The 21,787-nt window shown below is 60.0% G+C and carries 20 protein-coding genes; 14 read left to right on the top strand and 6 right to left on the bottom strand.

Annotated features, from left to right (window positions below; translation table 11 throughout):
- Positions 1-24: 24 nt before the first annotated feature.
- Entirely contained in the window at positions 25-615 is a 591-nt protein-coding gene (locus IF199_RS17345; protein WP_007957412.1) for an amino acid synthesis family protein, read from the bottom strand.
- Between the two features lie 326 nt (positions 616-941).
- On the opposite strand from IF199_RS17345, the gene IF199_RS17340 reads away from it, so the two are divergent.
- The gene (locus IF199_RS17340; RefSeq protein ID WP_096820061.1) at positions 942-1,970 is read left to right on the top strand and encodes a WD40/YVTN/BNR-like repeat-containing protein; all 1,029 of its coding nucleotides are present in this window, start codon (positions 942-944) and stop codon (positions 1,968-1,970) included.
- A gap of 28 nt (positions 1,971-1,998) precedes the next feature.
- Entirely contained in the window at positions 1,999-4,383 is a 2,385-nt protein-coding gene (locus tag IF199_RS17335; protein ID WP_096820060.1) for an efflux RND transporter permease subunit, read from the top strand.
- A gap of 71 nt (positions 4,384-4,454) precedes the next feature.
- On the opposite strand, the gene IF199_RS17330 is transcribed toward IF199_RS17335, so the two are convergent.
- The gene (locus tag IF199_RS17330; RefSeq protein WP_096820059.1) at positions 4,455-5,174 is read right to left on the bottom strand and encodes a FadR/GntR family transcriptional regulator; all 720 of its coding nucleotides are present in this window, start codon (positions 5,172-5,174) and stop codon (positions 4,455-4,457) included.
- Between the two features lie 121 nt (positions 5,175-5,295).
- Positions 5,296-7,032 carry an IlvD/Edd family dehydratase gene (locus tag IF199_RS17325; protein WP_192558223.1) on the bottom strand — a complete coding sequence of 579 codons (1,737 nt, stop codon included), beginning with the start codon at positions 7,030-7,032 and terminating at the stop codon, positions 5,296-5,298.
- A 193-nt stretch (positions 7,033-7,225) separates the two neighbouring features.
- Here IF199_RS17325 and IF199_RS17320 point away from each other — a divergent pair, with 193 nt between their 5' ends.
- The 8 genes from IF199_RS17320 (at position 7,226) to IF199_RS17285 (ending at position 13,885) form a co-directional block, all read left to right on the top strand.
- Positions 7,226-8,548, top strand: a complete 1,323-nt coding sequence (locus tag IF199_RS17320; RefSeq protein WP_096820057.1) for an MFS transporter — start codon at positions 7,226-7,228, stop codon at positions 8,546-8,548.
- A 35-nt stretch (positions 8,549-8,583) separates the two neighbouring features.
- The gene (gene araD1, locus IF199_RS17315) at positions 8,584-9,576 is read left to right on the top strand and encodes an AraD1 family protein (protein ID WP_192558222.1); all 993 of its coding nucleotides are present in this window, start codon (positions 8,584-8,586) and stop codon (positions 9,574-9,576) included.
- Between the two features lie 9 nt (positions 9,577-9,585).
- Positions 9,586-11,166, top strand: a complete 1,581-nt coding sequence (locus IF199_RS17310) for an aldehyde dehydrogenase (NADP(+)) (RefSeq protein ID WP_192558221.1) — start codon at positions 9,586-9,588, stop codon at positions 11,164-11,166.
- 181 nt (positions 11,167-11,347) lie between these two features.
- Positions 11,348-11,656, top strand: a complete 309-nt coding sequence (locus IF199_RS17305; RefSeq protein ID WP_192558220.1) for a DUF5629 family protein — start codon at positions 11,348-11,350, stop codon at positions 11,654-11,656.
- The gene (locus IF199_RS17300) at positions 11,653-12,828 is read left to right on the top strand and encodes a lactonase family protein (protein WP_192558219.1); all 1,176 of its coding nucleotides are present in this window, start codon (positions 11,653-11,655) and stop codon (positions 12,826-12,828) included. Before IF199_RS17305 ends, IF199_RS17300 begins: the two co-directional genes overlap by 4 nt.
- 156 nt (positions 12,829-12,984) lie before the next feature.
- On the top strand, positions 12,985-13,164 hold the full coding sequence (locus IF199_RS17295) for a hypothetical protein (protein WP_011334602.1): 180 nt from the start codon (positions 12,985-12,987) through the stop codon (positions 13,162-13,164).
- Between the two features lie 254 nt (positions 13,165-13,418).
- Positions 13,419-13,631 carry a hypothetical protein gene (locus IF199_RS17290; protein WP_102620963.1) on the top strand — a complete coding sequence of 71 codons (213 nt, stop codon included), beginning with the start codon at positions 13,419-13,421 and terminating at the stop codon, positions 13,629-13,631.
- Positions 13,628-13,885 carry a hypothetical protein gene (locus IF199_RS17285; protein ID WP_096820052.1) on the top strand — a complete coding sequence of 86 codons (258 nt, stop codon included), beginning with the start codon at positions 13,628-13,630 and terminating at the stop codon, positions 13,883-13,885. The genes IF199_RS17290 and IF199_RS17285 overlap by 4 nt, the downstream gene beginning before the upstream one ends.
- A gap of 4 nt (positions 13,886-13,889) precedes the next feature.
- On the opposite strand, the gene IF199_RS17280 is transcribed toward IF199_RS17285, so the two are convergent.
- Genes IF199_RS17280 through IF199_RS17270 form a run of 3 tightly spaced genes read right to left on the bottom strand, consistent with a single transcriptional unit; the run spans position 13,890 to position 19,353 of the window.
- Complete coding sequence (locus IF199_RS17280) at positions 13,890-14,474, bottom strand: glutathione S-transferase (protein ID WP_192558218.1); 585 nt, start codon at positions 14,472-14,474, stop codon at positions 13,890-13,892.
- On the bottom strand, positions 14,471-18,112 hold the full coding sequence (locus IF199_RS17275; RefSeq protein ID WP_192558217.1) for an AAA family ATPase: 3,642 nt from the start codon (positions 18,110-18,112) through the stop codon (positions 14,471-14,473). The genes IF199_RS17280 and IF199_RS17275 overlap by 4 nt, the downstream gene beginning before the upstream one ends.
- Positions 18,109-19,353 carry an exonuclease SbcCD subunit D C-terminal domain-containing protein gene (locus IF199_RS17270; protein ID WP_192558216.1) on the bottom strand — a complete coding sequence of 415 codons (1,245 nt, stop codon included), beginning with the start codon at positions 19,351-19,353 and terminating at the stop codon, positions 18,109-18,111. The genes IF199_RS17275 and IF199_RS17270 overlap by 4 nt, the downstream gene beginning before the upstream one ends.
- Positions 19,354-19,712: 359 nt before the next feature.
- Here IF199_RS17270 and IF199_RS17265 point away from each other — a divergent pair, with 359 nt between their 5' ends.
- From IF199_RS17265 to IF199_RS17250, 4 genes are all read left to right on the top strand, one after another.
- Positions 19,713-20,126 (top strand): hypothetical protein, encoded by a 414-nt coding sequence (locus IF199_RS17265; RefSeq protein ID WP_192558215.1) that lies wholly within the window; start codon positions 19,713-19,715, stop codon positions 20,124-20,126.
- Between the two features lie 192 nt (positions 20,127-20,318).
- Positions 20,319-20,732: a hypothetical protein gene (locus tag IF199_RS17260; protein WP_244142398.1), complete on the top strand. Its 414-nt coding sequence runs from the start codon at positions 20,319-20,321 to the stop codon at positions 20,730-20,732.
- 128 nt (positions 20,733-20,860) lie between these two features.
- Positions 20,861-21,250 (top strand): contact-dependent growth inhibition system immunity protein, encoded by a 390-nt coding sequence (locus IF199_RS17255; RefSeq protein ID WP_208491897.1) that lies wholly within the window; start codon positions 20,861-20,863, stop codon positions 21,248-21,250.
- A gap of 18 nt (positions 21,251-21,268) precedes the next feature.
- Positions 21,269-21,733: a hypothetical protein gene (locus IF199_RS17250; protein WP_192558213.1), complete on the top strand. Its 465-nt coding sequence runs from the start codon at positions 21,269-21,271 to the stop codon at positions 21,731-21,733.
- Positions 21,734-21,787 lie beyond the last annotated feature (54 nt).

Below are 21,787 nucleotides of genomic sequence, written 5' to 3'. Positions count from 1 at the left end.
TCCTGCAATGCCTTCTTGTTTTGATTACTGGGCTTTTTCGGCGGCCAGTTCTTCCAGATCGATGTAGCGGTTGCCGATGCGCGGGTGCAGACGGCCACCGTCGGCGCAACCGAGTACCACGACGATTTCGTCGGCGCGCGGGGCATCTTCGATCTGCATTTCCAGGGTGATGTAGTGCGAGCGCAGGCCTTCGTCGTCCTTGTGCATCATCGGGATCTGGATCGAGGTGCCCGGACCGCCGCGCTTGTTGGTGAAGCTCAGGTAACTCTTGGCCTTGACCGCTTCGCGGTAGTGATTGCCAAAGCGCAGGGTGTGGATCACCGCCGAGGCGTGTTCGATCTCGCCGTCCGCACCGACGACTGCCGCTTTGCCGTAAGCCTCGATTTTCTCGGCGCCACCGATGATGCCCACCAGACGCTCGACCATCATCGCGCCGAGGTCAGAGCAGTTTGCGCGGATCTGCGGCTTGAGGTCTTCGACAAAGCCATTGCCGACCCACGGGTTCTTCATCACGACGGCCAGGCCCACCATGGTCACCGGGGTGTCGGAAGCCTTGCCGCCTTCAATGAAGGTCTCTTCGACATAGCTGACGATCTTGCGAATTTCGAAACTCATGAGCTGCTCCGTAGGGGGATAAAGAGTGTCTGTGCGTCTGATGGTATACCATAATACCGATCGTGCAAGTCCCCCACGCAAGATTCCCGCCCATCAGTCGGACGAATGCCCGTGCATTCAGCCGCTGCTGTAATCCCTTTCGGTTAACAAAAGATAACGTTGCGCCGATTGTCAGACGTTTCGAATGCCCGATAGGATGAGCCAGCTTCCGAAGTGGCTCTGGATTGCGGGTTTCAGGACTATGCTTCTGACCAACCGTCGCTGGAGCACACTTGCGGCGCCCTTGAAGGCCGAATGGCCTAACAATAATAAATAGGGGAAGGTCTATGAGTCGTTGCCGCCCGCCGGCGTTTCGCAACACCGCGTTGCTGGCCACAGCACTCTCTCTGCTGGGCTTTGCCACCTTGTCGGCGCCCGTACTGGCCGCCGAAGCGCCAGCCGACGTGGTCTACGCCATCGAATCGGCCAAGGCCCCGAAAAGCCTGATGCTCGATGTCGTTCACGCCGGTTCACGGCTGGTGGCGGTCGGTGATCGCGGGCACATTCTCTACTCCGACGACCAGGGCAAGACCTGGACCCAGGCCAAGGTGCCAAGCCGCCAGTTGCTGACGGCCGTGTATTTCGTCGACGACAAACACGGCTGGGCCGTCGGCCATGACGCGCAGATCCTCGCCAGCGAAGACGGCGGCCTGACCTGGACCAAACAGTTCGAAGACCTCAAGCGCGAATCGCCGCTGCTCGACCTCTGGTTCAAGGACGTCAACAACGGCTTGGCCGTGGGTGCCTACGGCGCATTGCTCGAGACCACCGACGGCGGCAAGAACTGGCAAGACGTCAGCGACCGCCTCGACAACCAGGACCAGTTTCACCTCAACGCCATCGCCGCCGTGAAAGACGCCGGGCTGTTCATCGTGGGTGAACAGGGCGCGATGTTCCGCTCCGCCGACTGGGGCCAGACCTGGGAAAAAATCGAAGGCCCGTATCAGGGCTCGCTGTTCGGTGTGATCGGCACCGCCCAGCCTTCCACGCTGCTGGCCTACGGGCTGCGCGGCAACCTCTACCGCTCCACTGATTTCGGCAGCACCTGGCAGCAAGTCGAACTCAAGGCGGCGCGCGGTGCGCTGGAATTCGGCCTGTCCGGCGCCACGCTCCTCGAAGACGGCTCGATCGTCATCGTCGGCAACGGCGGCACGGTGATCAGCAGCAGCGACAACGGTGAAACCTTCAGCGTGTTCAACCGCCCGGATCGCATCTCGCTGTCGTCGGTCACCGCCGCCGGCAATGGCAATCTGATCCTGAGCGGGCAGGGTGGCGTCCACACCACCACGCCCAACGGCACCGAGCTGGGCAAATGAGCCGAATCAATAATAAGAAGGCGGGGCTATGACTTCCTTGAGCACTCATCATCAGGACAAGGCGACGTTTCTCGAACGCCTGATCTTCAACAACCGCCCGGCAGTGATCGTGATCTGCCTGCTGGTCAGCATTTTCCTGTTCTGGCAGGCCACGCTGATCCGGCCGTCCACCAGTTTCGAAAAAATGATCCCGCTCAAGCATCCGTTCATCGAGAAGATGATGGAGCACCGCAACGATCTGACGAACCTGGGCAACACCGTGCGCATTTCGGTGGAAGCCAAGGACGGTGACATCTTCTCCAAGGAGTACATGGAGACCCTGCGCCAGATCAACGACGAGGTGTTCTACATCTCCGGCGTCGACCGTTCCGGCCTGAAGTCGCTGTGGAGCCCGAGCGTACGCTGGACCGAAGTGACCGAGGAAGGCTTTGCCGGCGGTGAAGTGATTCCGCAGAGCTACGACGGCTCCCAGGACAGCCTCGACATGCTGCGCAACAACGTGCTCAAGTCGGGTCAGGTCGGGCGTCTGGTGGCCAACGACTTCAAGTCGAGCATCGTCGACATCCCGCTGCTGGAGTCCTACCCGGACCCGCAGGACCAGGGCAAGTTGCTGGCGCTGGACTACCGCCAGTTCTCCCATGAACTGGAAGACAAGATCCGCAACAAGTTCGAAGCGCAGAACCCCAACGTCAAGATCCACATCGTCGGTTTCGCCAAGAAGGTCGGTGACCTGATCGACGGTCTGGTGATGGTGGTGATGTTCTTCGGCGTCGCCTTCGTCATCACCCTGATTCTGCTGTTGTGGTTCACCAACTGCCTGCGCAGTACCGTGGCGGTGTTGAGCACCACGCTGGTGGCGGTGGTCTGGCAACTGGGGTTGATGCACTTCTTCGGTTTCGGCCTCGATCCGTATTCGATGCTGGTGCCGTTCCTGATCTTCGCCATCGGGATTTCCCACGGCGTGCAGAAGATCAACGGTATCGCCCTGCAATCGAGCGAGGCGGACAACGCCCTGACCGCCGCGCGGCGCACATTCCGGCAACTATTCCTGCCGGGGATGATCGCGATTCTCGCGGATGCGGTGGGCTTCATCACGCTGCTGATCATCGACATCGGCGTGATCCGTGAACTGGCCATCGGCGCGTCCATCGGCGTGGCGGTGATCGTGTTCACCAACCTGATTCTATTGCCGGTGGCGATTTCCTATGTCGGCATCAGCAAGCGTGCGGTGGCCAAGAGCAAGAAGGACGCCAACCGCGAACACCCGTTCTGGCGCCTGCTGTCGAACTTTGCCAGCCCGAAAGTCGCACCGGTGTCCATTGCGCTCGCTCTGATCGCTTTCGGTGGCGGCCTCTGGTACAGCCAGAACCTGAAGATCGGCGACCTCGACCAGGGCGCGCCGGAATTGCGTCCGGACTCGCGCTACAACAAGGACAACAACTTCATCATCAACAACTATTCCACCAGCTCCGACGTACTGGTGGTGATGGTCAAGACCAAGTCCGAAGGCTGTTCGCGCTACGAAGCCATGGCGCCGATCGATGAGCTGATGTGGAAAATGCAGAACACCGAGGGCGTGCAGTCGGCGATCTCGTTGGTGACCGTGTCCAAGCAGATGATCAAGGGCATGAACGAGGGCAACCTGAAATGGGAAACCCTGTCGCGCAACCCGGACGTGCTGAACAACTCCATCGCCCGTGCCGACGGCCTGTACAACAACAGTTGCTCGCTGGCGCCGGTGCTGGTGTTCCTCAACGATCACAAGGCTGAAACCCTGGATCGTGCGGTGCATGCGGTGCAGGAATTCGCCAAGGACAACAACAAAGAGGGTCTGGAATTCATCCTGGCGGCCGGTAACGCCGGGATCGAGGCTGCGACCAACGAAGTCATCAAACAGGCCGAACTGACCATCCTGGTGCTGGTGTACATCTGCGTGGCGGTGATGTGCATGATCACCTTCCGTTCCTGGGCGGCGACCCTGTGCATCGTGCTTCCGCTGGTGCTGACCTCGGTACTCGGCAACGCGCTGATGGCGTTCATGGGTATCGGCGTGAAGGTCGCGACGTTGCCGGTGGTGGCGCTGGGCGTGGGGATCGGCGTGGACTACGGCATCTACATCTACAGCCGTCTGGAAAGTTTCCTGCGTGCCGGCCTGCCGTTGCAGGAAGCCTATTACCAGACCCTGAAATCCACCGGTAAAGCGGTGCTGTTCACCGGTCTGTGCCTGGCCATCGGTGTGTGCACCTGGATTTTCTCGGCGATCAAGTTCCAGGCCGACATGGGCCTGATGCTGACCTTCATGCTGCTGTGGAACATGTTCGGTGCGCTGTGGCTGCTGCCGGCACTGGCCAAGTTCCTGATCAAGCCGGAGAAACTGGCGGGGCAGAAGGGGAACTCGTTGTTTGCCCACTGATTGGGCCGCTGAAACGAAAAAGCCGCAACTTTAGGGTTGCGGCTTTTTTATGGGGCAAGCGGTCTCAAGTCTTAAGAAATTTCAGTACCAAGCACAACACTCAAAGCGCTCCGCGCATCATCCAGTTGCACCAACGTCGCATGCCGAGCCCCCAACGCATCCCGGTTCTCTATCGCCGTCAAAATGGCCTTATGCCGAGGCAACGCCAACTCATGGAGATTCGGCCGCTGATTCGAATGCTTCAACGCCTCGGCAATCGCCACCGACAGCATGTTGCACAGATTCGCCAGCAAGTCGTTATGGGTCGCATCGGCAATCCGGCTGTGGAAATCCAGATCCGGTTGCAGCAACGCTTCCGGCGTCGGCGCGGCTTCCATGCGCTGGTAGGCTTCGCCGATGGCGGCGATGTCGGCATCGGTGGCGTGTTGGGCGGCGAGGGCGGCAGCTGCCGGTTCGATGATGCTGCGCACGCTGGTCAGCACATTGAAGAATTCATTTTGCGGGCTGCTTTGCATCAGCCAGTGCAATACGTCCGGGTCGAGCATGTGCCATTCGCGGCGCGGCTTGACCACCGTGCCGACGCGCGGTTTCGAGTACACCAGCCCCTTGGCCACCAACACCCGCGTGGCTTCGCGCAACACCGGCCGACTGACCGCGTACTCCTCGCAGAGCAAGGCTTCGGCGGGCAGTTTGTCGCAAGGCAAAAAGCGTCCGGAAACAATCTGCATGCCCAGTTCCTGGACGATGCGCGAGTGCATGCTTTTGCGGTCGGAAGGTTTGCGGTAATCCATGGGGCGCGGGGCGATCCTGAACGATGGAGATGCCGCGCATCATAGCAGGCACCACACAATCTTGAGGCAGATACAGAGCAAATGTGGGAGCGGGCTTGCTCCCACAGGAGGCATGGTGGTGTCAGTGCGAGTGGCGAGGGACCTCAGCACCTCGACAACCCACCAGAAAATCAAAATCACACCCCTGATCCGCCTGCAACACATGGTCGATGTACAACTGACGATAACCCCCCACCAACAGCTGTTGTGGCGGTTGCAGATCCGCCATGCGCGCCGCCAGTTCGGCGTCCGGAATATCCAGGTGCAAACGCCCACTGGCGCAGTCCAGCTCGATCCAGTCGCCTTCTTTCACTGCCGCCAAAGGCCCGCCGGCCGCCGCTTCCGGGGCGACGTGCAACACGACGGTGCCGTACGCCGTGCCGCTCATGCGCGCGTCGGAGATGCGCACCATATCGGTCACGCCCTGTGCCAGCAGCTTGGCCGGCAAACCCATGTTGCCGACTTCGGCCATGCCCGGATAACCCTTCGGCCCGCAGTTTTTCATCACCAGAATCGAGTTCGCATCGACGTCCAGCTCCGGGTCGTTGATCCGCGCCTTGTACATATCGAAGTTCTCGAATACGACCGCGCGGCCACGGTGCTGCATCAGTTCCGGTGTGGCGGCGGATGGCTTGAGCACTGCGCCGAGTGGCGCCAGATTGCCGCGCAACACACAGATGCCGCCGTCAGCGCGGATCGGATTGTCGAGGGTACGGATGACTTCGTCTTCACCGTAGATCGGTGCGTCCTTGGTGTTCTCGCCGATGGATTTGCCGTTGACGGTCAGTGCGTCCGGATTCGGAATCAGATTGGCCTCGCCGAGGCGACGCAGCACCGCAGGCAAGCCGCCCGCGTAGTAGAACTCTTCCATCAGAAAACGCCCGGACGGTTGCAGGTCGACGATGGTCGGCATGCCGCGACCCATCCGGGTCCAGTCGTCCAGTTCCAGCTCGACGCCAATGCGCCCGGCGATGGCTTTCAGGTGGATCACCGCGTTGGTCGAGCCGCCAATCGCCGCGTTGACCCGGATCGCGTTTTCGAAAGCCTCCTTGGTCAGGATCTTCGACAGCTTCAAGTCCTCGCGCACCATTTCCACCGCGCGCATGCCGGACATGTGCGCCAGTACATAACGCCGCGCATCCACCGCCGGAATCGCCGCGTTGTGCGGCAGGGACGTGCCCAGTGCTTCAGCCATGCAGGCCATGGTCGAGGCGGTGCCCATGGTGTTGCAGGTGCCGGCCGAACGGGACATGCCGCCCTCGGCCGCTAGGAAGTCGTCAATCGTGATGGTGCCGGCCTTGACCTGTTCGCTGAGCTGCCAGACCACCGTGCCGGAGCCAATGTCCTTGCCCTTGTGCTTGCCGTTGAGCATCGGCCCGCCGGTGACGACGATGGCCGGCACGTCGCAACTGGCCGCGCCCATCAGCAGCGCCGGGGTGGTTTTGTCGCAACCGGTCAGCAGCACCACGCCGTCAATTGGGTTGCCGCGAATCGCTTCCTCGACGTCCATGCTCGCCAGGTTGCGGGTAAGCATGGCAGTCGGGCGCAGGTTCGATTCGCCATTGGAGAACACCGGGAACTCCACCGGAAACCCGCCAGCCTCGATCACCCCACGTTTGACGTGCTCGGCGATCTGGCGGAAGTGCGCGTTGCACGGCGTCAGTTCCGACCAGGTGTTGCAGATACCGATGATCGGTTTGCCATGGAACTGATGGTCGGCGATGCCCTGATTCTTCATCCAGCTGCGGTACATGAAGCCGTTCTTGTCGGCCGTGCCAAACCATTGGGCGGAGCGCAGGGTGGGTTGCTTATCAGACATGATCGATTCTCTTATTGTAAGACTATTGTTTGCGAGCTTCGGCTAAACATAAGCGCAAAATCGACGGTTTGGAAGTGTTGTTGGGTAATTAGTATTACTATATAGTCGTTTTCGACGGAGGGATGGCCCTGGCGGTTTTCCGCGAGAGGCGTCCCCCGAGGTTCCATAAAAACAACAATCGGAGACCGATCTCATGAGCCAGGAACTGCGGCTTGTCCGGCGCATCACGCTGAAACTGATTCCCTTCCTGATCCTGCTGTACCTGATCGCCTATGTGGATCGCTCCGCCGTCGGCTTCGCCAAGCTGCACATGGGCGCCGACATCGGTATCGGCGATGCCGCCTACGGCCTCGGCGCCGGGCTGTTTTTCATTGGCTACTTTCTGCTGGAGATCCCCAGCAACCTGATGCTCGAACGCTTCGGTGCGCGGCGCTGGTTCGCGCGGATCATGATCACCTGGGGCGCGATCACCATCGGCATGGCGTTCGTTCAGGGCCCGCACAGTTTCTACGTGATGCGCTTTCTGCTCGGCGCGGCGGAGGCGGGGTTCTTTCCCGGCGTTCTGTACTACATCACCCAATGGTTCCCGGTGCGCCATCGCGGCAAGATCCTCGGGCTGTTCATCCTTTCCCAACCCATCGCGATGATGATCACCGGCCCCGTGTCCGGCGGCCTGCTGGGCATGGATGGCATTCTCGGTCTGCATGGCTGGCAGTGGCTGTTCATCGTCATCGGCACCCCGGCGATCCTGCTGACCTGGCCGGTGCTGCGCTGGCTGCCGGACGGCCCGCAGCAAGTGAAATGGATGGATCAGGCCGAGAAGGACTGGCTGACAGGCGAGTTGAAAAAGGATCTGCAGGAATACGGCCAGACCCGCCACGGCAATCCGCTGCATGCGCTCAAGGACAAACGCGTGTTGCTGCTGGCGCTGTTCTATCTGCCGGTGACCCTGAGCATCTATGGTCTGGGCCTGTGGCTGCCGACCCTGATCAAACAGTTCGGCGGCAGCGATCTGGTGACCGGTTTCGTGTCGTCGGTGCCATACATCTTCGGCATTGTCGGGCTGCTGATCGTGCCGCGCAGTTCCGACCGCATGAACGATCGCTACGGGCATCTGGCGGTGCTCTATGTGCTGGGCGCCATCGGCCTGTTCCTCAGTGCCTGGTTGTCCTTGCCGGTGGCGCAACTGGCGGCGTTGTGTCTGGTGGCGTTCGCGCTGTTTTCCTGCACGGCGGTGTTCTGGACCTTGCCAGGGCGCTTCTTCGCCGGTGCCAGTGCGGCGGCGGGTATTGCCTTGATCAACTCGGTGGGCAACCTCGGCGGTTACATCGGACCGTTCGTGATCGGCGCGTTGAAGGAATACACCGGCAACCTCGCTTCGGGCCTGTACTTCCTGTCCGGGGTGATGGTGTTCGGGCTGGTTCTGACGGGCATCGTCTATCGCTTGCTGGAGCGCAAACACGTATTGCCGGTTGATCAGTTCGCCGCCAGTGCTCGCGGTGCGACCCGCACCTGATATCGATCCAGGATTTGTCTTAACAGGAGAACATCATGCATCTGGTTCAATTCGAATTGAGTAACGGCGAGCGCCGCGTCGGGGTCGTCGAGGGCGGTCTGGTGCGTGAAGTGCAGGATGCGCGCACGGTGCGCGATCTGGCACTGGCGGCGATCGAGGCTGGCGGCACGCTGGCGCAACAGGTGCAGACCCTCGGTCTCGGCATCAGCCACGATTACGCCGAACTGTTGGCCAAGCTGCGCATCCTGCCGCCGCTGGATCACCCGGACCCGGCGCACCTGCTGGTCAGCGGCACCGGCCTCACGCACCTCGGTAGCGCGTCGGCCCGAGACAAGATGCACCAGCAGGCCGGCGACGAAGCGGCGATGACCGACACCATGCGCATCTTCAAATGGGGCGTGGAGGGTGGCAAACCAGCAGCGGGGCAGGCCGGCGTACAGCCGGAATGGTTCTACAAGGGCGACGGCAGCATTGTCGTGCGCCCCGGTCAGCCGTTCCCGCTGCCACCGTTTGCCGAAGACGCCGGCGAGGAGCCTGAGATGGCCGGCCTCTACATCATCGGTCACGACGGCAAGCCGTATCGCCTCGGTTTCGCGGTGGGCAACGAGTTCTCCGATCACGTCATGGAGCGCAAGAACTACCTGTACCTGGCCCATTCGAAACTGCGCAGTTGCAGCTACGGCCCGGAGCTGCGCGTGGGTGAATTGCCGCAGCACCTGGCCGGTACCAGCCGCATCCTGCGCGACGGCGAAGTGCTGTGGCAGAACGAATTCCTCAGCGGCGAGGCCAACATGTGCCACAGCCTGGCGAACCTCGAATACCACCACTTCAAGTACCGCCAGTTCCTGCGTCCCGGCGACGTGCACATTCACTTTTTCGGCACGGCGACCCTGTCGTTTGCCGATGGCATCCGCACTCGGCCGGGCGATGTGTTCGAGATCAGCCAGGCCGAATTCGGTGCGCCGCTGGTCAATGGCATCGCCCCGGTTGAAGCCGTTTTTCAACCGGACAGCATCGGCACCCTTTAAGGAGATCCCATGACTCAGATTCTCGGTCACAACTACATCGGCGGGCGTCGCAGCGCGGCGGGTAGTGTCAAACTGCACAGCATCGATGCCACGACGGGCGAGGCATTGCCTCACGATTTCATCCAGGCGACGCAAGAGGAAGTGGACGCCACTGCCAAAGCGGCGGCTGCTGCGTATCCCACCTATCGCAGCCTGAGCGCCGAGCGCCGTGCGCAGTTTCTCGATGCGATTGCCGATGAGCTGGATGCGCTGGGCGACGATTTCGTCGCAGTGGTCTGTCGCGAAACAGCGTTGCCTGCCGGGCGGATTCAGGGTGAACGCGGACGCACCAGTAGCCAGATGCGGCTGTTCGCCAAAGTGCTGCGGCGCGGTGATTTCTACGGTGCGCGCATCGACCTGCCGTTGCCGGATCGTCAGCCGCTGCCGCGCCCCGATCTGCGTCAATACCGCATCGGCCTCGGGCCTGTGGCGGTGTTCGGTGCCAGTAACTTTCCGCTGGCATTCTCCACCGCTGGCGGCGACACCGCGTCGGCGCTGGCCGCCGGTTGCCCGGTGGTGTTCAAGGCTCACAGCGGCCATATGGCCACGGCCGAGCTCGTGGCTGACGCGGTCATTCGGGCGGCGGAAAAAACCGCGATGCCGGCCGGTGTGTTCAACATGATCTACGGCGGCGGAGTCGGCGAGTGGCTGGTCAAGCATCCGGCGATTCAGGCCGTGGGCTTCACTGGTTCGCTGCGAGGTGGACGGGCACTGTGTGACATGGCCGCCGCGCGTCCACAGCCGATCCCGGTGTTCGCCGAGATGTCGAGCATCAACCCGGTAATCGTTCTGCCCCAGGCCCTGACAGTTCGTTCGGAAACTGTTGCCCGTGATCTGACCGCGTCGGTGGTGCAGGGCTGCGGTCAGTTCTGTACCAACCCGGGTTTGGTGATCGGCATTCGCTCGCCGCAGTTCACGGCGTTCGTTGAGCAGGTCGCGGCGTTGATCGGCGACCAACCGGCGCAAACGATGCTCAATGCCGGCACCCTCGGCAGCTACGGCAAAGGTCTGGAAAAACTGTTGGCGCATGCCGGCATCGAGCATCTGGCCGGTAATCCGCAGCAGGGCAATCAGGCGCAGCCGCAGTTGTTTAAGGCTGATGCCAGCCTGTTGATCGACGGCGATGAAGTGCTTCAGGAAGAAGTGTTCGGCCCGACCACAGTGATCGTTGAAGTGGCGGATCAGGCGCAACTGAACGCGGCGTTGAAGGGGCTTCATGGGCAACTCACCGCGACGATCATCGGCGAGCCGGCGGACTTCGTGCAGTTCCCGGAACTGACGCCGTTGCTGGAACAGAAGGTCGGGCGGATCCTGCTCAACGGTTACCCGACCGGTGTCGAAGTGTGCGATTCGATGGTTCATGGCGGGCCGTATCCGGCGACGTCCGATGCTCGCGGCACCTCGGTCGGCACCCTGGCGATCGATCGTTTCCTGCGCCCGGTGTGCTTCCAGAACTATCCCGACAGCCTGCTGCCGGAACCGCTGAAAAATGCCAACCCGCTGCGCATTCAGCGGCTGGTGGATGGCAAACCCTCGCGCGAGGCTCTCTAAGCCGAACTGGATCGATCGTTCCCACGCTCTGCGTGGGAATGCAGCCCGGGACGCTCTGCGTCCCATTCGAGAGCTGGAACGCGGAGCGTCCCTTGAGGCATTCCCACGCGGAGCGTGGGAACGATCAAGAGCGGGGCTTTGAGCTATCATTGCCACTTTCCCCCTGAAAGACATGATTGCCATGACTGCCGTAACCGACACCCTTCTCAACGCCCTCGAACACTGCGGTATGGTCGAAATCGACGGCCTGCACGCCTTCGAATTCGCCCTCGATGAAGACGACAATCTGCACATCGAGTGCATCGATGGCCGAACGGCCAGGCATTGGGAGTTCACGCCGGCTCAGGTTGAAGCGGCGACGTTTGACCAGGACCTGCAGAGCTGGTTGATCGTCGGTTTTGCCAGCGACACCAAAACGGTCGGCGAACACCGTCTGGTGTACCTCGGCGATGTACTCAGCAGCGCCGACGACGAGGATGAAGCCGAATGAACATGCGTAAATTCTGGCCGTTGCTGATGGCCGGCAGCGTTGGTGCGATGGGCCTTTCCAGCGCGTCAGCCGAGAGCTTCCAGTTGCTGGTCGGCTCCTACACCGCCGGCACCAGCCAGGGCATCTACCGGATGAACTTCGACAGCGCCACCGGCCAGATCGATGCCAAGCCGCTGCAAGTGATCAAGAGCGAAAACCCGTCGTGGCTGACCCTGTCCAAGGATCAGCACCGGGTGTTCGTGGTCAATGAAAACGGCCCTGGCCAGAAAGACCCGGTCGGTCGCGTCAGCAGCTATTCGATCGATCCGAAGACCCACGCCCTGACCCTGATCAATCAGGTCCAGAGCCTGGGCAACGAGCCGACCCATTCCAGCCTCAGCGGCGACGCCAGCCATCTGTTCGTCAGCAACTATTCCGTGGTCGAAGATCCGGGCGGCACCCTCGCGGTGTTGCCGGTCGGCAGCGACGGCAAACTCAAACCGGTGGTGCAGATGAGCGCTCACCCGGCGAGTCGGGTCAACCCTGAACGTCAGGCCTCGAACCATGTGCACTCGACGATTTCCTCGCCGGACGGTCGTTATGTGTTCTCCAACGACCTGGGCGCAGACAAAGTCTTTGTCTACCAATTCGACCCGAAAGCCAATCCGGACCTGCCGCTGACCCCGGCAAAAACCGCCTCGGTGCAATTGCCAGCGGGCAGCGGGCCGCGTCATCTGCTGTTCAGCGCTGACGGCAAGCATGTCTGGCTGACCATGGAAATGAGCGCGCAGGTTGCGGTGTTCGACTACAACGACGGCGTGCTGACCCAGACGCAAATGGTCGACCTGGCAGCCGGCCAGCCGACCTCGGACAAAGCCGCTGCGGCGCTGCACGCGTCTGCCGATGGCAAATTCCTCTACGTCAGCAACCGTGGCACTGCCAATCAGCTGCTGGTGTTCGCCATCGACCCGGCTACCGGCCAGCTCAAGGAGCTGCAACGGCGTTCGGTGGAAGGCGATCACCCGCGCGAGTTCAGCCTCGATCCGAGCGGTAAATTCCTGCTGATCGCCAACCAGAAAAGCAACCAGATTGTCGTGGTTGAACGCGACGGCAAGACCGGACTGCTCGGTAAAACCGTGCAAAAACTGCCGATGGACGCCCCGAGCGACCTCAAGTTTCTGCTGCGTCAATAAGCCGCAGGCCCCGGTCTACGGGGCCTGAAGCTTTGTATTAATCCTGCTGATAACAGGTAATGGTGCAAAGCATTTCAAGCGAGCGACCCTCGAGCGTTAAGTTTGCTTCACGGCCCAACCGGGCAAGCAAGCCAACCGAACACGAGGGTTACCGCCATGAACTTCAATCTCTTCTCGATCATCGCCGCTTCCGCTATCTCCGCCACCGTCGCTCTGCCAGCCAGCGCCAACGTTGAAATCAGCGACAAAAAATCCCACACCCAGAGCTACACCCAGAAATATCTGCAACAGAGCGCCAACTTCTACGCCGCCCTGGATCACAAAGCTCAACACTGAAATTTCCGTCACGTCCTGGAACTGCCCAAGGCTGCGATCCTTTGATCTTGTTTATCAAAAGCAAAATCAAAAGATCGCAGCCTTGGGCAGTTTTTTGCGTGCGCACCGACAGGTAATAGGTATTTTCAAACGGCGGGATAGACCGGCTAAATAATCAACGAAGCTGATGGTTACTATGCCAAACCCTGAGTGGTTACCCCGGCTTTTTTGATTGATTCTGTGGGCGTCGAAACATTGTCCACGGAGCACACATCATGGCCAGTTCAATCATCACTTCCGCCAAACGCGGCGCCTACCTGGCCATCGGTCTGTACCTGGTCATGGTGCTGTTCGTCAGCCTCTCGTCCCAATCGCAGCACAGCTTCGATGCACCGATCCAGATCGCGCATCCCGGCGTCCAGTTCGAACTCCGCTCGCAAAGCGCAGCGGTGGATTCAGTTGAACTCGCGGGAGCCGTCGGAGCATGAAAGGCTACAGATTCTGGATCATCGCCGGTCTGGCGATCATGACCAACGGCACGTCTCTTCTGGGATTCGGTCAGGGCTCGGTCGGCGGTCTGGCCCGGGCCATAGAGGCCAACCACACCATCGCCCACAACATCGAACGCGCCAATGCGTTGGGGCTGCTGGCCGGCAATCCACCCGTGAAAACCTCGGCCGAGTTCTTCGGGCCGTTCGAGGTGGATTGCTCGGCGATAGGGATGTGCGAAGTGTTGGCGTAAGCGCTTACTTTTTCATGATGGCGGTGAACAGATCTGATTCCAGGAACCGCTGCAACCAACCCTGCAACCGCACGTAAGGTGTCTGAGCAAACCATTCGCGATCGACATGGGCGAACTGGCGAACGAAGGGCAGCAGCGCGATATCGGCCAGACAAGGATGATCGGTCAACAAGTAGTCGTGGCCTTCGAGCAACTCATCCAGCTTCTGCAGGAACAACGCACCTTCGGCGCGATAAACCTCCATCGGTTGTTCCGGATAGCGCTCGGCGTACTTGTAGCGATTCAGGTGCACCTTGAACACTTGATCGTTGGTTTCGATCAACTCGGCAATCCGTGAGTCCCCACCCAGCAACCAGCCCTGCGGATCGTTCTGCGCCAGTGCCCAGCGCATGATCTCCAGGCTTTCATCGATCACCTGACCCTCCGCATCCAGCACCGGCACCGTACCTTTGGGCGAGATCGCCAGCATCTCGGCCGGTTTGGCCTTGAGGCTGACTTCGACGATCTCCACCGGCACGCCCGAATAACGCAGGGCCATCCGCGCGCGCATCGCATACGGGCAGCGGCGGAACGAATACAGCGTGTTCATTTCACCTCCAGTGTGCTCAAGCCATTGCCCTGGCGCTGCACCTGAATCTGCACCGGAATCCGCTCGTGCATTTCCTGCACGTGGGAAATCACCGCGACCTTGCGACCCTGAGCCTGCAAGCCGTCGAGGGCATCCATGGCCAGTTGCAGGGATTCCGGATCGAGGCTGCCGAAGCCTTCGTCGATGAACAGCGATTCGATTTTCAGCGTGCTCGACGCCATCGAGGCCAGGCCCAGTGCAAGCGCCAGCGACACCAGGAAGGTTTCGCCGCCGGACAGCGAATGCACCGAGCGCAGCTCGTCGCCCATTTCGGTGTCCATCACCAGCAGGCCGAGCATGCTGCCACCACGTTTCAGGCGGTAGCGCTTGACCAGTTGCCGCAGCTGCACGTTGGCGTGATGCACCAGCAGGTCGAGGTTGTAGGCCTGGGCGATCTTGCGGAAGGTGTCACCGGTGGCCGAGCCGATCAAGGCATTGAGACGCGCCCAGCGCTGATACTCGGCATAGGCGTCGGCGATCTGCTGCGCCAGCGCGGAATTGGCGTTCTGTCGGCGCTGATCTTCGACTTGCTCGGCACGCAGCTCGGCGCAGAGCTGTTCGCTCGCGCTGCACTGGTTCTGTACGTCGGCGAGGGCGACAGTGAGTTGTTCGGCTTCGAGGTTGCCGTTGTGCTGCGCCTGATGTTCGAGCAACTGGCGATCACGTTCCTGCAACAGCACTTTGGCGTGTTCCAGGGCTTTTTCGTTGCGCTGCAAACGCTCGCGCAACTCGCCGACCTGCGCGTCATCGACCCGCAACAGATCTTCGAGGCCGCCGTCATCCAGTTCCGGATGGCGAGCACGCCAGTCGGCAATCTTGCCGGCCAGATCGCGCTCTTCGGTTTCCAGCGCCTGCAAACGCTCCTGCTGCGCTTTGAGTTCGGCGGCGATTTGCACGAGTTGCGTGTGCACGCCTTGCAGTGCCTGAGTCGTGGTGGATTCGGCGTTGCGTGCCTGTTCTACCGCCAGTTCAAGCTGCTGCTGCCAGTGTTCGGCGCAGTTGTGATCGCCCAGCAATTGCGTCAGTTTCTCTTGGCTGGCCTGTTGCTGAGCGGTCAGCGCGTTGAGTTGCTGTTCAGCGTTTTGCAGTTGCTGCACGCGGCTTTGCTGACGATCCTGTTCCTTCTCAAGCGTCTGCTGGCGTTGTTGTTGCTCAGCCAGTTCTTCCTTTTGCTGATCGACTAGCGCCAGTCGCTCGGCGATCTGCCGGTCAAGCTGCATGAAGGTCGCGGCCGGCTCGGCGCGCAGGGCTTCGTGAGTCTCGGAGGGCAGCAGCGTGGCGAAGGCTGCGAGCTCTTCGTCCAGACGCTGTCGGTCAGCGCTCAGCTCGCGCTGTTGATTGCTCAGGTGCTGCGCCGCTTGCTGGTGTGCGGTTTCGGCGTGACGCAATTGCTGGGTCAGGCGCGCCGCATCCTGTTGCAAGGTGAGCAGGGCCGCCTGACGCTGTTCGTCCTGCGTGATGCTCTGGTTCAGTTGATCGTTCTGGCGAGTGAGCCAGGCAGCGCGTTTGTCGCTGTCCTGATTCAGCAACGGCGCGGCCAGCGGATGAGCCTCGATGCTCGGCGTCAGCGTTTGCTGTTGGGTCGCCAGTTGTTCCTGCTGTTGCAGCAACTCTTTCTGTTGGGCAATCACACCACCGACGCTGGTTCGCAGCTCGGTGAGTTTTTCCTTCAGTTGATCGACCGCTTGCTGCGCGCTGGCCTGCTCGCTTTCATCGTGACGGCCGAGGCTTTGCAACAAGGCTTCCGGCTGGTGATACGGGTGTTCGTTGCTGCCGCAGACCGGGCACGGCTGGTCGTCCTGCAATTGCGCACGCAGTTCTTCGACACTGGCACTGCGGGCCAGACGCTGGCGTTCGAGCAGTTCACGGGTGACGTTAAGGGTTTGTTCGGTAACGGTCAGTTCAGACTTGGTTTTCACCCCGTCCTGGGTCAGGCGCTCGCGCTCCTGTTGCGCATCGAGCTGGCGCTGTTGCAGCTCGGCACCACGTTTGTCCAGATCCTGCTGACTGGCCCAAAGGCGTGTCAGGTCTTCGACGGCGCGCAGTTGCTTGCGGTTGTCCTGCAACAGAGTGCCGAGGATGCCGATCTGCTCGGCGACGGCGTCCGGCTCGGCACCGGCCTCCTTGAACAGCACTTCAAGCTGCTGCTTTTGTGTAGCCAGTTCTTCGGTGGCGCGGGCGGCGTTCTGTTCGAGATTCGCCAGTTCGCTCTCGCCCTTGTTCAACCGGTTGCCGATCAGCATCAGTTGCTGCAAGCGGTCGCGGTAGGCATTCCACGCTTCGCTCAACGGTGTCAGGTGAGCACTTTGCTCAAGATCGGTGGCAATACGTTGCAAGCGTTCGGCGACCATTTTCTGTTGGTCGAGCAGGGTCTGGATTGCGCTCTGGCCTTGAGTGCAGGCCTGTTCGGCGCTCTGCTTCGCTTCGGCGCCGGAGGCGACTTCCCTGGCGAGGCGGGCGAGGGTGCTTTGTTCATCGAAGGCCTGACGCAACAGCGGCGCGCTTTCGCTCTGTTGCGTCTGTGCCTGGGTCAGGGCGATTTGTGCAGCACTGAGGTCTTGCTCAAGTTGAGTCTGGCGTTCAGTCAGCTCGCCTTGTTGCTGGGTGTGCGCGCTGATTTGCGCCGCCAATGGCGTCAGTAGTGAATCGATCTCAGCCTTGCGGGCGAACTGATGCCGTTGCGGGGCGAGTTGTTCCAGACGTGTCAATCGCAGGCGTTCGCCGGCCAGCGTTTCGCGCTCGTGTTCGGCGCTCTGCAGTTGCTCGGCGGCCGCCTGCTGCGCGTCCTGCAACAGGTGCAGATCCTTGAGCCAGGTATGTTGTTGCTCAAGCTGTTTGAGCTGGGCCTGCTGCAACTTCAGTTGCTGCTGGGCGGCGTTGAAACGTTCGTCGAGTTCGGCGCGAGCCTCGGGCGGCAGCGGGGTCACGCCGGTGGCTTGATCCTGCAACTGCTTGTGGGCTTCGCGCGCCTCTTTGGTCTTGTCGAACGCGCGTCGGCCGAGGCGGGTGTAGAGCGCCGTATCGGTGAGTTTTTCCAGCAGTTCGCTGCGGTCGTTGTCATCGGCCTTGAGGAACGCACTGAACTCGCTCTGGGCCAGCAGCACGGCGCGGGTGAACTGTTCGAAATTCAGGCCCAGCGCCGCTTCGAGCTGAACCTTGTATTCGCCTTTCTGGCTGGCGAGCAGTTGATCCTGATCGATGTCACGCAGGCTCTGGCGGCTGGCCTGCAACTTGCCGCCGGCCTTTTCCCGGGCGCGGTTGGCTTCCCAGCGAGCGCGATAACGGCGACCATCGACGCCGACAAAATCCACTTCGGCAAAACCTTCACCCGTGCCGCGCCGCAGCAGTGTGCGTGGGTCGCCAGTGGCGATTTCGCCGTCGGCGTCCGGCACCTTGGCGTCACGGCTGGTGTTGTTCAAACGCGGCACAGAGCCAAACAACGCCAGGCACAGGGCATCGAGCAAGGTACTTTTGCCGGCACCCGTCGGGCCGGTGATGGCGAACAGACCGGCGCTGGCCAGCGGCTCGGCGGTGAAGTCGATCTCGAACGGGCCGGCCAGCGAAGCAAGGTTCTTCAAACGAATGGCGAGAATCTTCATGGCTGCTCGCCCTCCATTTGTACGTCTTGCAGCAACTGGGCGAAGTCCTTGAGGGTTTGCTCATCGACCTCGTTGCCGTAATTGTCGAGCCACGCGCGGCTGAACAATTCCTGCGGGGTGAGTTGGTCCAGTTCGATCAGCGCGCTGCTGTCTTCTGTGCCGTCAACGCCGCGGTTGCCCGCGTACTCCGCCGCGATCCGCACCAGTCGCACGGCTTTGCCTTGCAGGGCGCTTTCGACTTGATGGCGCAAGTCTGGTTGTGGCTCATCGAGTCGGACTCGGACTTCCAGCCACGGCTGGCGCTGGGTTTCGGCCAGCAGGTCGATGTTCGGCAGGTCGGCCAGTTGCAGCAGGATTTCCGCCAACGGCGCAGGGCCGAGACGTTGCAGGTTGACGGAGCGGGGAATCAGCATTGGCTCGACGCTGACCAGGGTTTCGCCGTCCAGAACGACGTCGAGCACCTGATGCTGATAACTGATTTCCGAAAACGACAACGGGATCGGCGAGCCGCTGTAGCGAATCCGTTCTTCACCGTTGACCTTCTGCGGCTTGTGCAAATGGCCGAGGGCGACATAGCTGATGCTCGACCCGAACAGGCTGGCCGGCAGGGCTTCGGCGTTGCCGATGATCAGACTGCGTTCGGAGTCTTCCGACACCGACCCACCGGCCATGTGCGCGTGACTGATGGCGACCAGTGCCTGGCCCGACTGGCGCTTGGCGTTGGCCGCTTCGATCAGCCATTCATGCACCTGGCCAATACCGCGCAGATAGTTGTCACCCAGATGCGCGCCGGTCACTTCGGCAGGCCGCAGGAACGGCAGCGCGAGGCACCACGCGGCGATCTCGCCGGACGCATTCGGCAGCGGCAGCAACAAGCGTTCCGCATCGAGCTGGCCGTCGTCGAGCCACAATACCCGACCCAACGCATGGGTGCGCAAACGCCGCATCAGCGGCGCGGGCAGTTCGATCCGCGAGCCGGAATCGTGGTTGCCAGCGATCATCACGATAGTCAGCAACGGCTGCTGCTCGTGGGCGCTGACGATGAAATCGTAGAGACGTTCCTGGGCTTTGACCGGCGGGTTCACCGTGTCGAAGATGTCGCCGGCGATCAGCAGCACGTCCGGCTGCGCCAGCTTCAATTGGCGCAGCAGCCACTCGAGAAAACAGGCGTGCTCGAAATCGCGCTCCTGGCCGTGCAGGTTCTGCCCAAGGTGCCAGTCGGAGGTGTGAAACAGACGCAAGGCTGACTCCGCAATATAAAGAGGTGATGGCCGCCTGGAGGAGAGGGCGGCGAAAGAGGGGAGAGTTTACAGATTATTGCGACGGGCAGGCTTGTCCGGGAGGTGGGGTGGGACGATCTCGGCGAATCCTTAATTGACGGCCCTACACCCGATATCTACCATCGCGCCACTATATTGATATCAGTCAGGATCGGATCGGCCCTTGCGACTGATTTGGGAGCCGAGCATGAGATTTCGGGATCTGGAGCAAGGTCCGGAACGCTTTAGCCTTGAGCTGGGTGCTTGCAGGTGTGCCGTGATGTTCGTGATGAATATAAATCTGTCCTCGCTTTTATTTGAATAAACAATCAAGGGTGAATGTGGATCTGAAATTTTATTACGCCTACGGGGGGATCCATCCTGTGATAGGCCCGGTCTTCTACGCTTCGGCAGCGGCGCTTCCGGATCAGGCGGATTCGCAACGGTATGATCTTTACGTGTGCAGTGTACTCATGGCTATCGCTCAAATACCTTCGAGTTGTGAACGCATCATCAACGCCATTTCATCCATTGAAGACGGCATCGAGAGTTCCATTGTCGAGGGTGGAAATGATGTGCTCCTGTACATGGATGCTACAGGCGTGCAAGTTGATATTCAGGTCAACGATGACTGGATCGGACAGCCGCAGGGCAGATTCACGCTGAAGGAGTGGCGTAAGGTTCTCGAACAATGGAAGCGCCTGCTCGAGATGCCAGAAGATTCCCAGGAAGTCTTGATGCTGAGTTTGCCGTAAGGAGGCATGGAGTGATCACTGAAGACGTAAAAATTATCCAGGAGATTTTTCAGCTGATCGCTAAAAGGGGACGATCGCTAAAAGGGGACGGATTTATTTGATTTAATAAATCTGTCCCCTTTTGATTCTTTTGATTATATCTCGCCGAGAACGACTGTTTACCCTGTATATAAGCCATAAGTATTGAGTTTAATGATGAAGCTGAAGTTTTTTCGCAGGTCGGCAGGGAAGTATCCCGTCGCCGGAGAGGTTTTCCATGACGTGGCTGAAGTTTTACCTGGTCAAGAGGATGCGCAGCGTTATGAGCTTTATGTGTGCAGCGTCCTAGATGCTATCGCCCAGGTTCCGGAGGATTGTGATCGCATGCTGGCTGCCATCTCATCAATAGAGGCGGGCGTTGAGACATCGGTTTGCGATGGCGGAAATGACGTCTTGTTGAATATGAGTCCCGATGGGGTACAAGTCGATATTTTGGTCAACGATGACTGGACCGGGCAGCCGCAAAGCAGGTTCACATTGCAGGAATGGCACAAGATTTTGGAACAGTGGAAGTATCTTCTGGAGCTACCAAAAGGATCCACTGAGGTTGTGGTGCTTGAGTTGTAACACTAAAAGTGGGCACGGTTTTTTGCACTAAAAGTGCACTAAAAGTGCACTAAAAGGGGACAGATTTATTTGATTTAATAAATCTGTCCCCTTTTAGTGTGTTCAGCGATAGGGCTTGGGAGCCGGATATGAGGTTTCGAGATTTGGAGCAAGGGCCGGATTTTTATGGGACTTCGAGACAGCTCTCGTCTTTAGATGAGTGGTATTTGTCCGTGCGTGATACGCCCTTGGATTGCCTGAGTGTGGGAGATGTTTGTCGTGCATTGAGGCAGGATTTGTATGTGCGGGAAATGTTGCCCATCGGCATCGCTTTACTGACCGATGACGTTCTGGAAGGCGATAGATATGACGGTGAGTTGCTGGTTGCGCTGGCGGGTTTGAGAGCTGTGTATTGGCACGAGAATGTCGAAGCATCCCGCAAGGCTGTTGTTGCTGTGGCCGAAGTGAAACGCTTGAGTGCTGACGCCGAGTTGTTAGGGGCTGCTTCAGCCTTGAGAAGGGTGCTTGACGCCGTGTAGATAAGTTGGGGGGGATGTGTGAGATTTAACAGTGAAATGGAGAAAATGCTCCGTCGGGTGGGACGTGCTTCTCTGGTCGGGGAGTTGGCGGATATTGCAAGGTCCGGTTTCGTAGAGCGGGATGGCTGTGTTTTTCTGGCGAACCTGGATAGCTTCCAGAGGAACGCAAGCCTGAAGAACTTCCCGGATAGAACGGGGTATGAGTGCTTCGTTAATTCGATCCATATCGATGATTACGTAAAAACCGAGTTTTTGGCATGCGCGCTCTCGTACTTGTCTTCAGTGTTTGAAACGTGGAACAAATCCGGTCTGCCGGGTGTTCTGCAGGGAGCCATTTCAGGTGACAAATTCGATGCGACGGTGAAGTTTCATCTGCTGCGACCTGGAGAAACCTGGTTGAACGATGACCTTGAGGGATACGAGCAAGCGTTGTTTACCGTTGACTCGAGTGATGAGGCGTTTCTCGAAAGGTATGGGCGGTGAACAGTGACGGCGACAGGGGCGGGCTTAAAATAATTAAATAAATCTGTCCCCTTT

Origin of the sequence: Pseudomonas allokribbensis, assembly GCF_014863605.1 — a bacterium.
In the GTDB taxonomy this organism is placed as follows: Bacteria; Pseudomonadota; Gammaproteobacteria; order Pseudomonadales; family Pseudomonadaceae; genus Aquipseudomonas; species Aquipseudomonas allokribbensis.
This window is presented reverse-complemented; position numbering and strand designations above follow the sequence as displayed.

Coding starts and splice junctions, on each gene's coding strand:
- IF199_RS17345 (WP_007957412.1), bottom strand. CDS start 615: ATGAGTTTCGAAATTCGCAAGATCGTCAGCTATGTCGAAGAGACCTTC.
- IF199_RS17340 (WP_096820061.1), top strand. CDS start 942: ATGAGTCGTTGCCGCCCGCCGGCGTTTCGCAACACCGCGTTGCTGGCC.
- IF199_RS17335 (WP_096820060.1), top strand. CDS start 1,999: ATGACTTCCTTGAGCACTCATCATCAGGACAAGGCGACGTTTCTCGAA.
- IF199_RS17330 (WP_096820059.1), bottom strand. CDS start 5,174: ATGGATTACCGCAAACCTTCCGACCGCAAAAGCATGCACTCGCGCATC.
- IF199_RS17325 (WP_192558223.1), bottom strand. CDS start 7,032: ATGTCTGATAAGCAACCCACCCTGCGCTCCGCCCAATGGTTTGGCACG.
- IF199_RS17320 (WP_096820057.1), top strand. CDS start 7,226: ATGAGCCAGGAACTGCGGCTTGTCCGGCGCATCACGCTGAAACTGATT.
- araD1 (WP_192558222.1), top strand. CDS start 8,584: ATGCATCTGGTTCAATTCGAATTGAGTAACGGCGAGCGCCGCGTCGGG.
- IF199_RS17310 (WP_192558221.1), top strand. CDS start 9,586: ATGACTCAGATTCTCGGTCACAACTACATCGGCGGGCGTCGCAGCGCG.
- IF199_RS17305 (WP_192558220.1), top strand. CDS start 11,348: ATGACTGCCGTAACCGACACCCTTCTCAACGCCCTCGAACACTGCGGT.
- IF199_RS17300 (WP_192558219.1), top strand. CDS start 11,653: ATGAACATGCGTAAATTCTGGCCGTTGCTGATGGCCGGCAGCGTTGGT.
- IF199_RS17295 (WP_011334602.1), top strand. CDS start 12,985: ATGAACTTCAATCTCTTCTCGATCATCGCCGCTTCCGCTATCTCCGCC.
- IF199_RS17290 (WP_102620963.1), top strand. CDS start 13,419: ATGGCCAGTTCAATCATCACTTCCGCCAAACGCGGCGCCTACCTGGCC.
- IF199_RS17285 (WP_096820052.1), top strand. CDS start 13,628: ATGAAAGGCTACAGATTCTGGATCATCGCCGGTCTGGCGATCATGACC.
- IF199_RS17280 (WP_192558218.1), bottom strand. CDS start 14,474: ATGAACACGCTGTATTCGTTCCGCCGCTGCCCGTATGCGATGCGCGCG.
- IF199_RS17275 (WP_192558217.1), bottom strand. CDS start 18,112: ATGAAGATTCTCGCCATTCGTTTGAAGAACCTTGCTTCGCTGGCCGGC.
- IF199_RS17260 (WP_244142398.1), top strand. CDS start 20,319: ATGATGAAGCTGAAGTTTTTTCGCAGGTCGGCAGGGAAGTATCCCGTC.
- IF199_RS17255 (WP_208491897.1), top strand. CDS start 20,861: ATGAGGTTTCGAGATTTGGAGCAAGGGCCGGATTTTTATGGGACTTCG.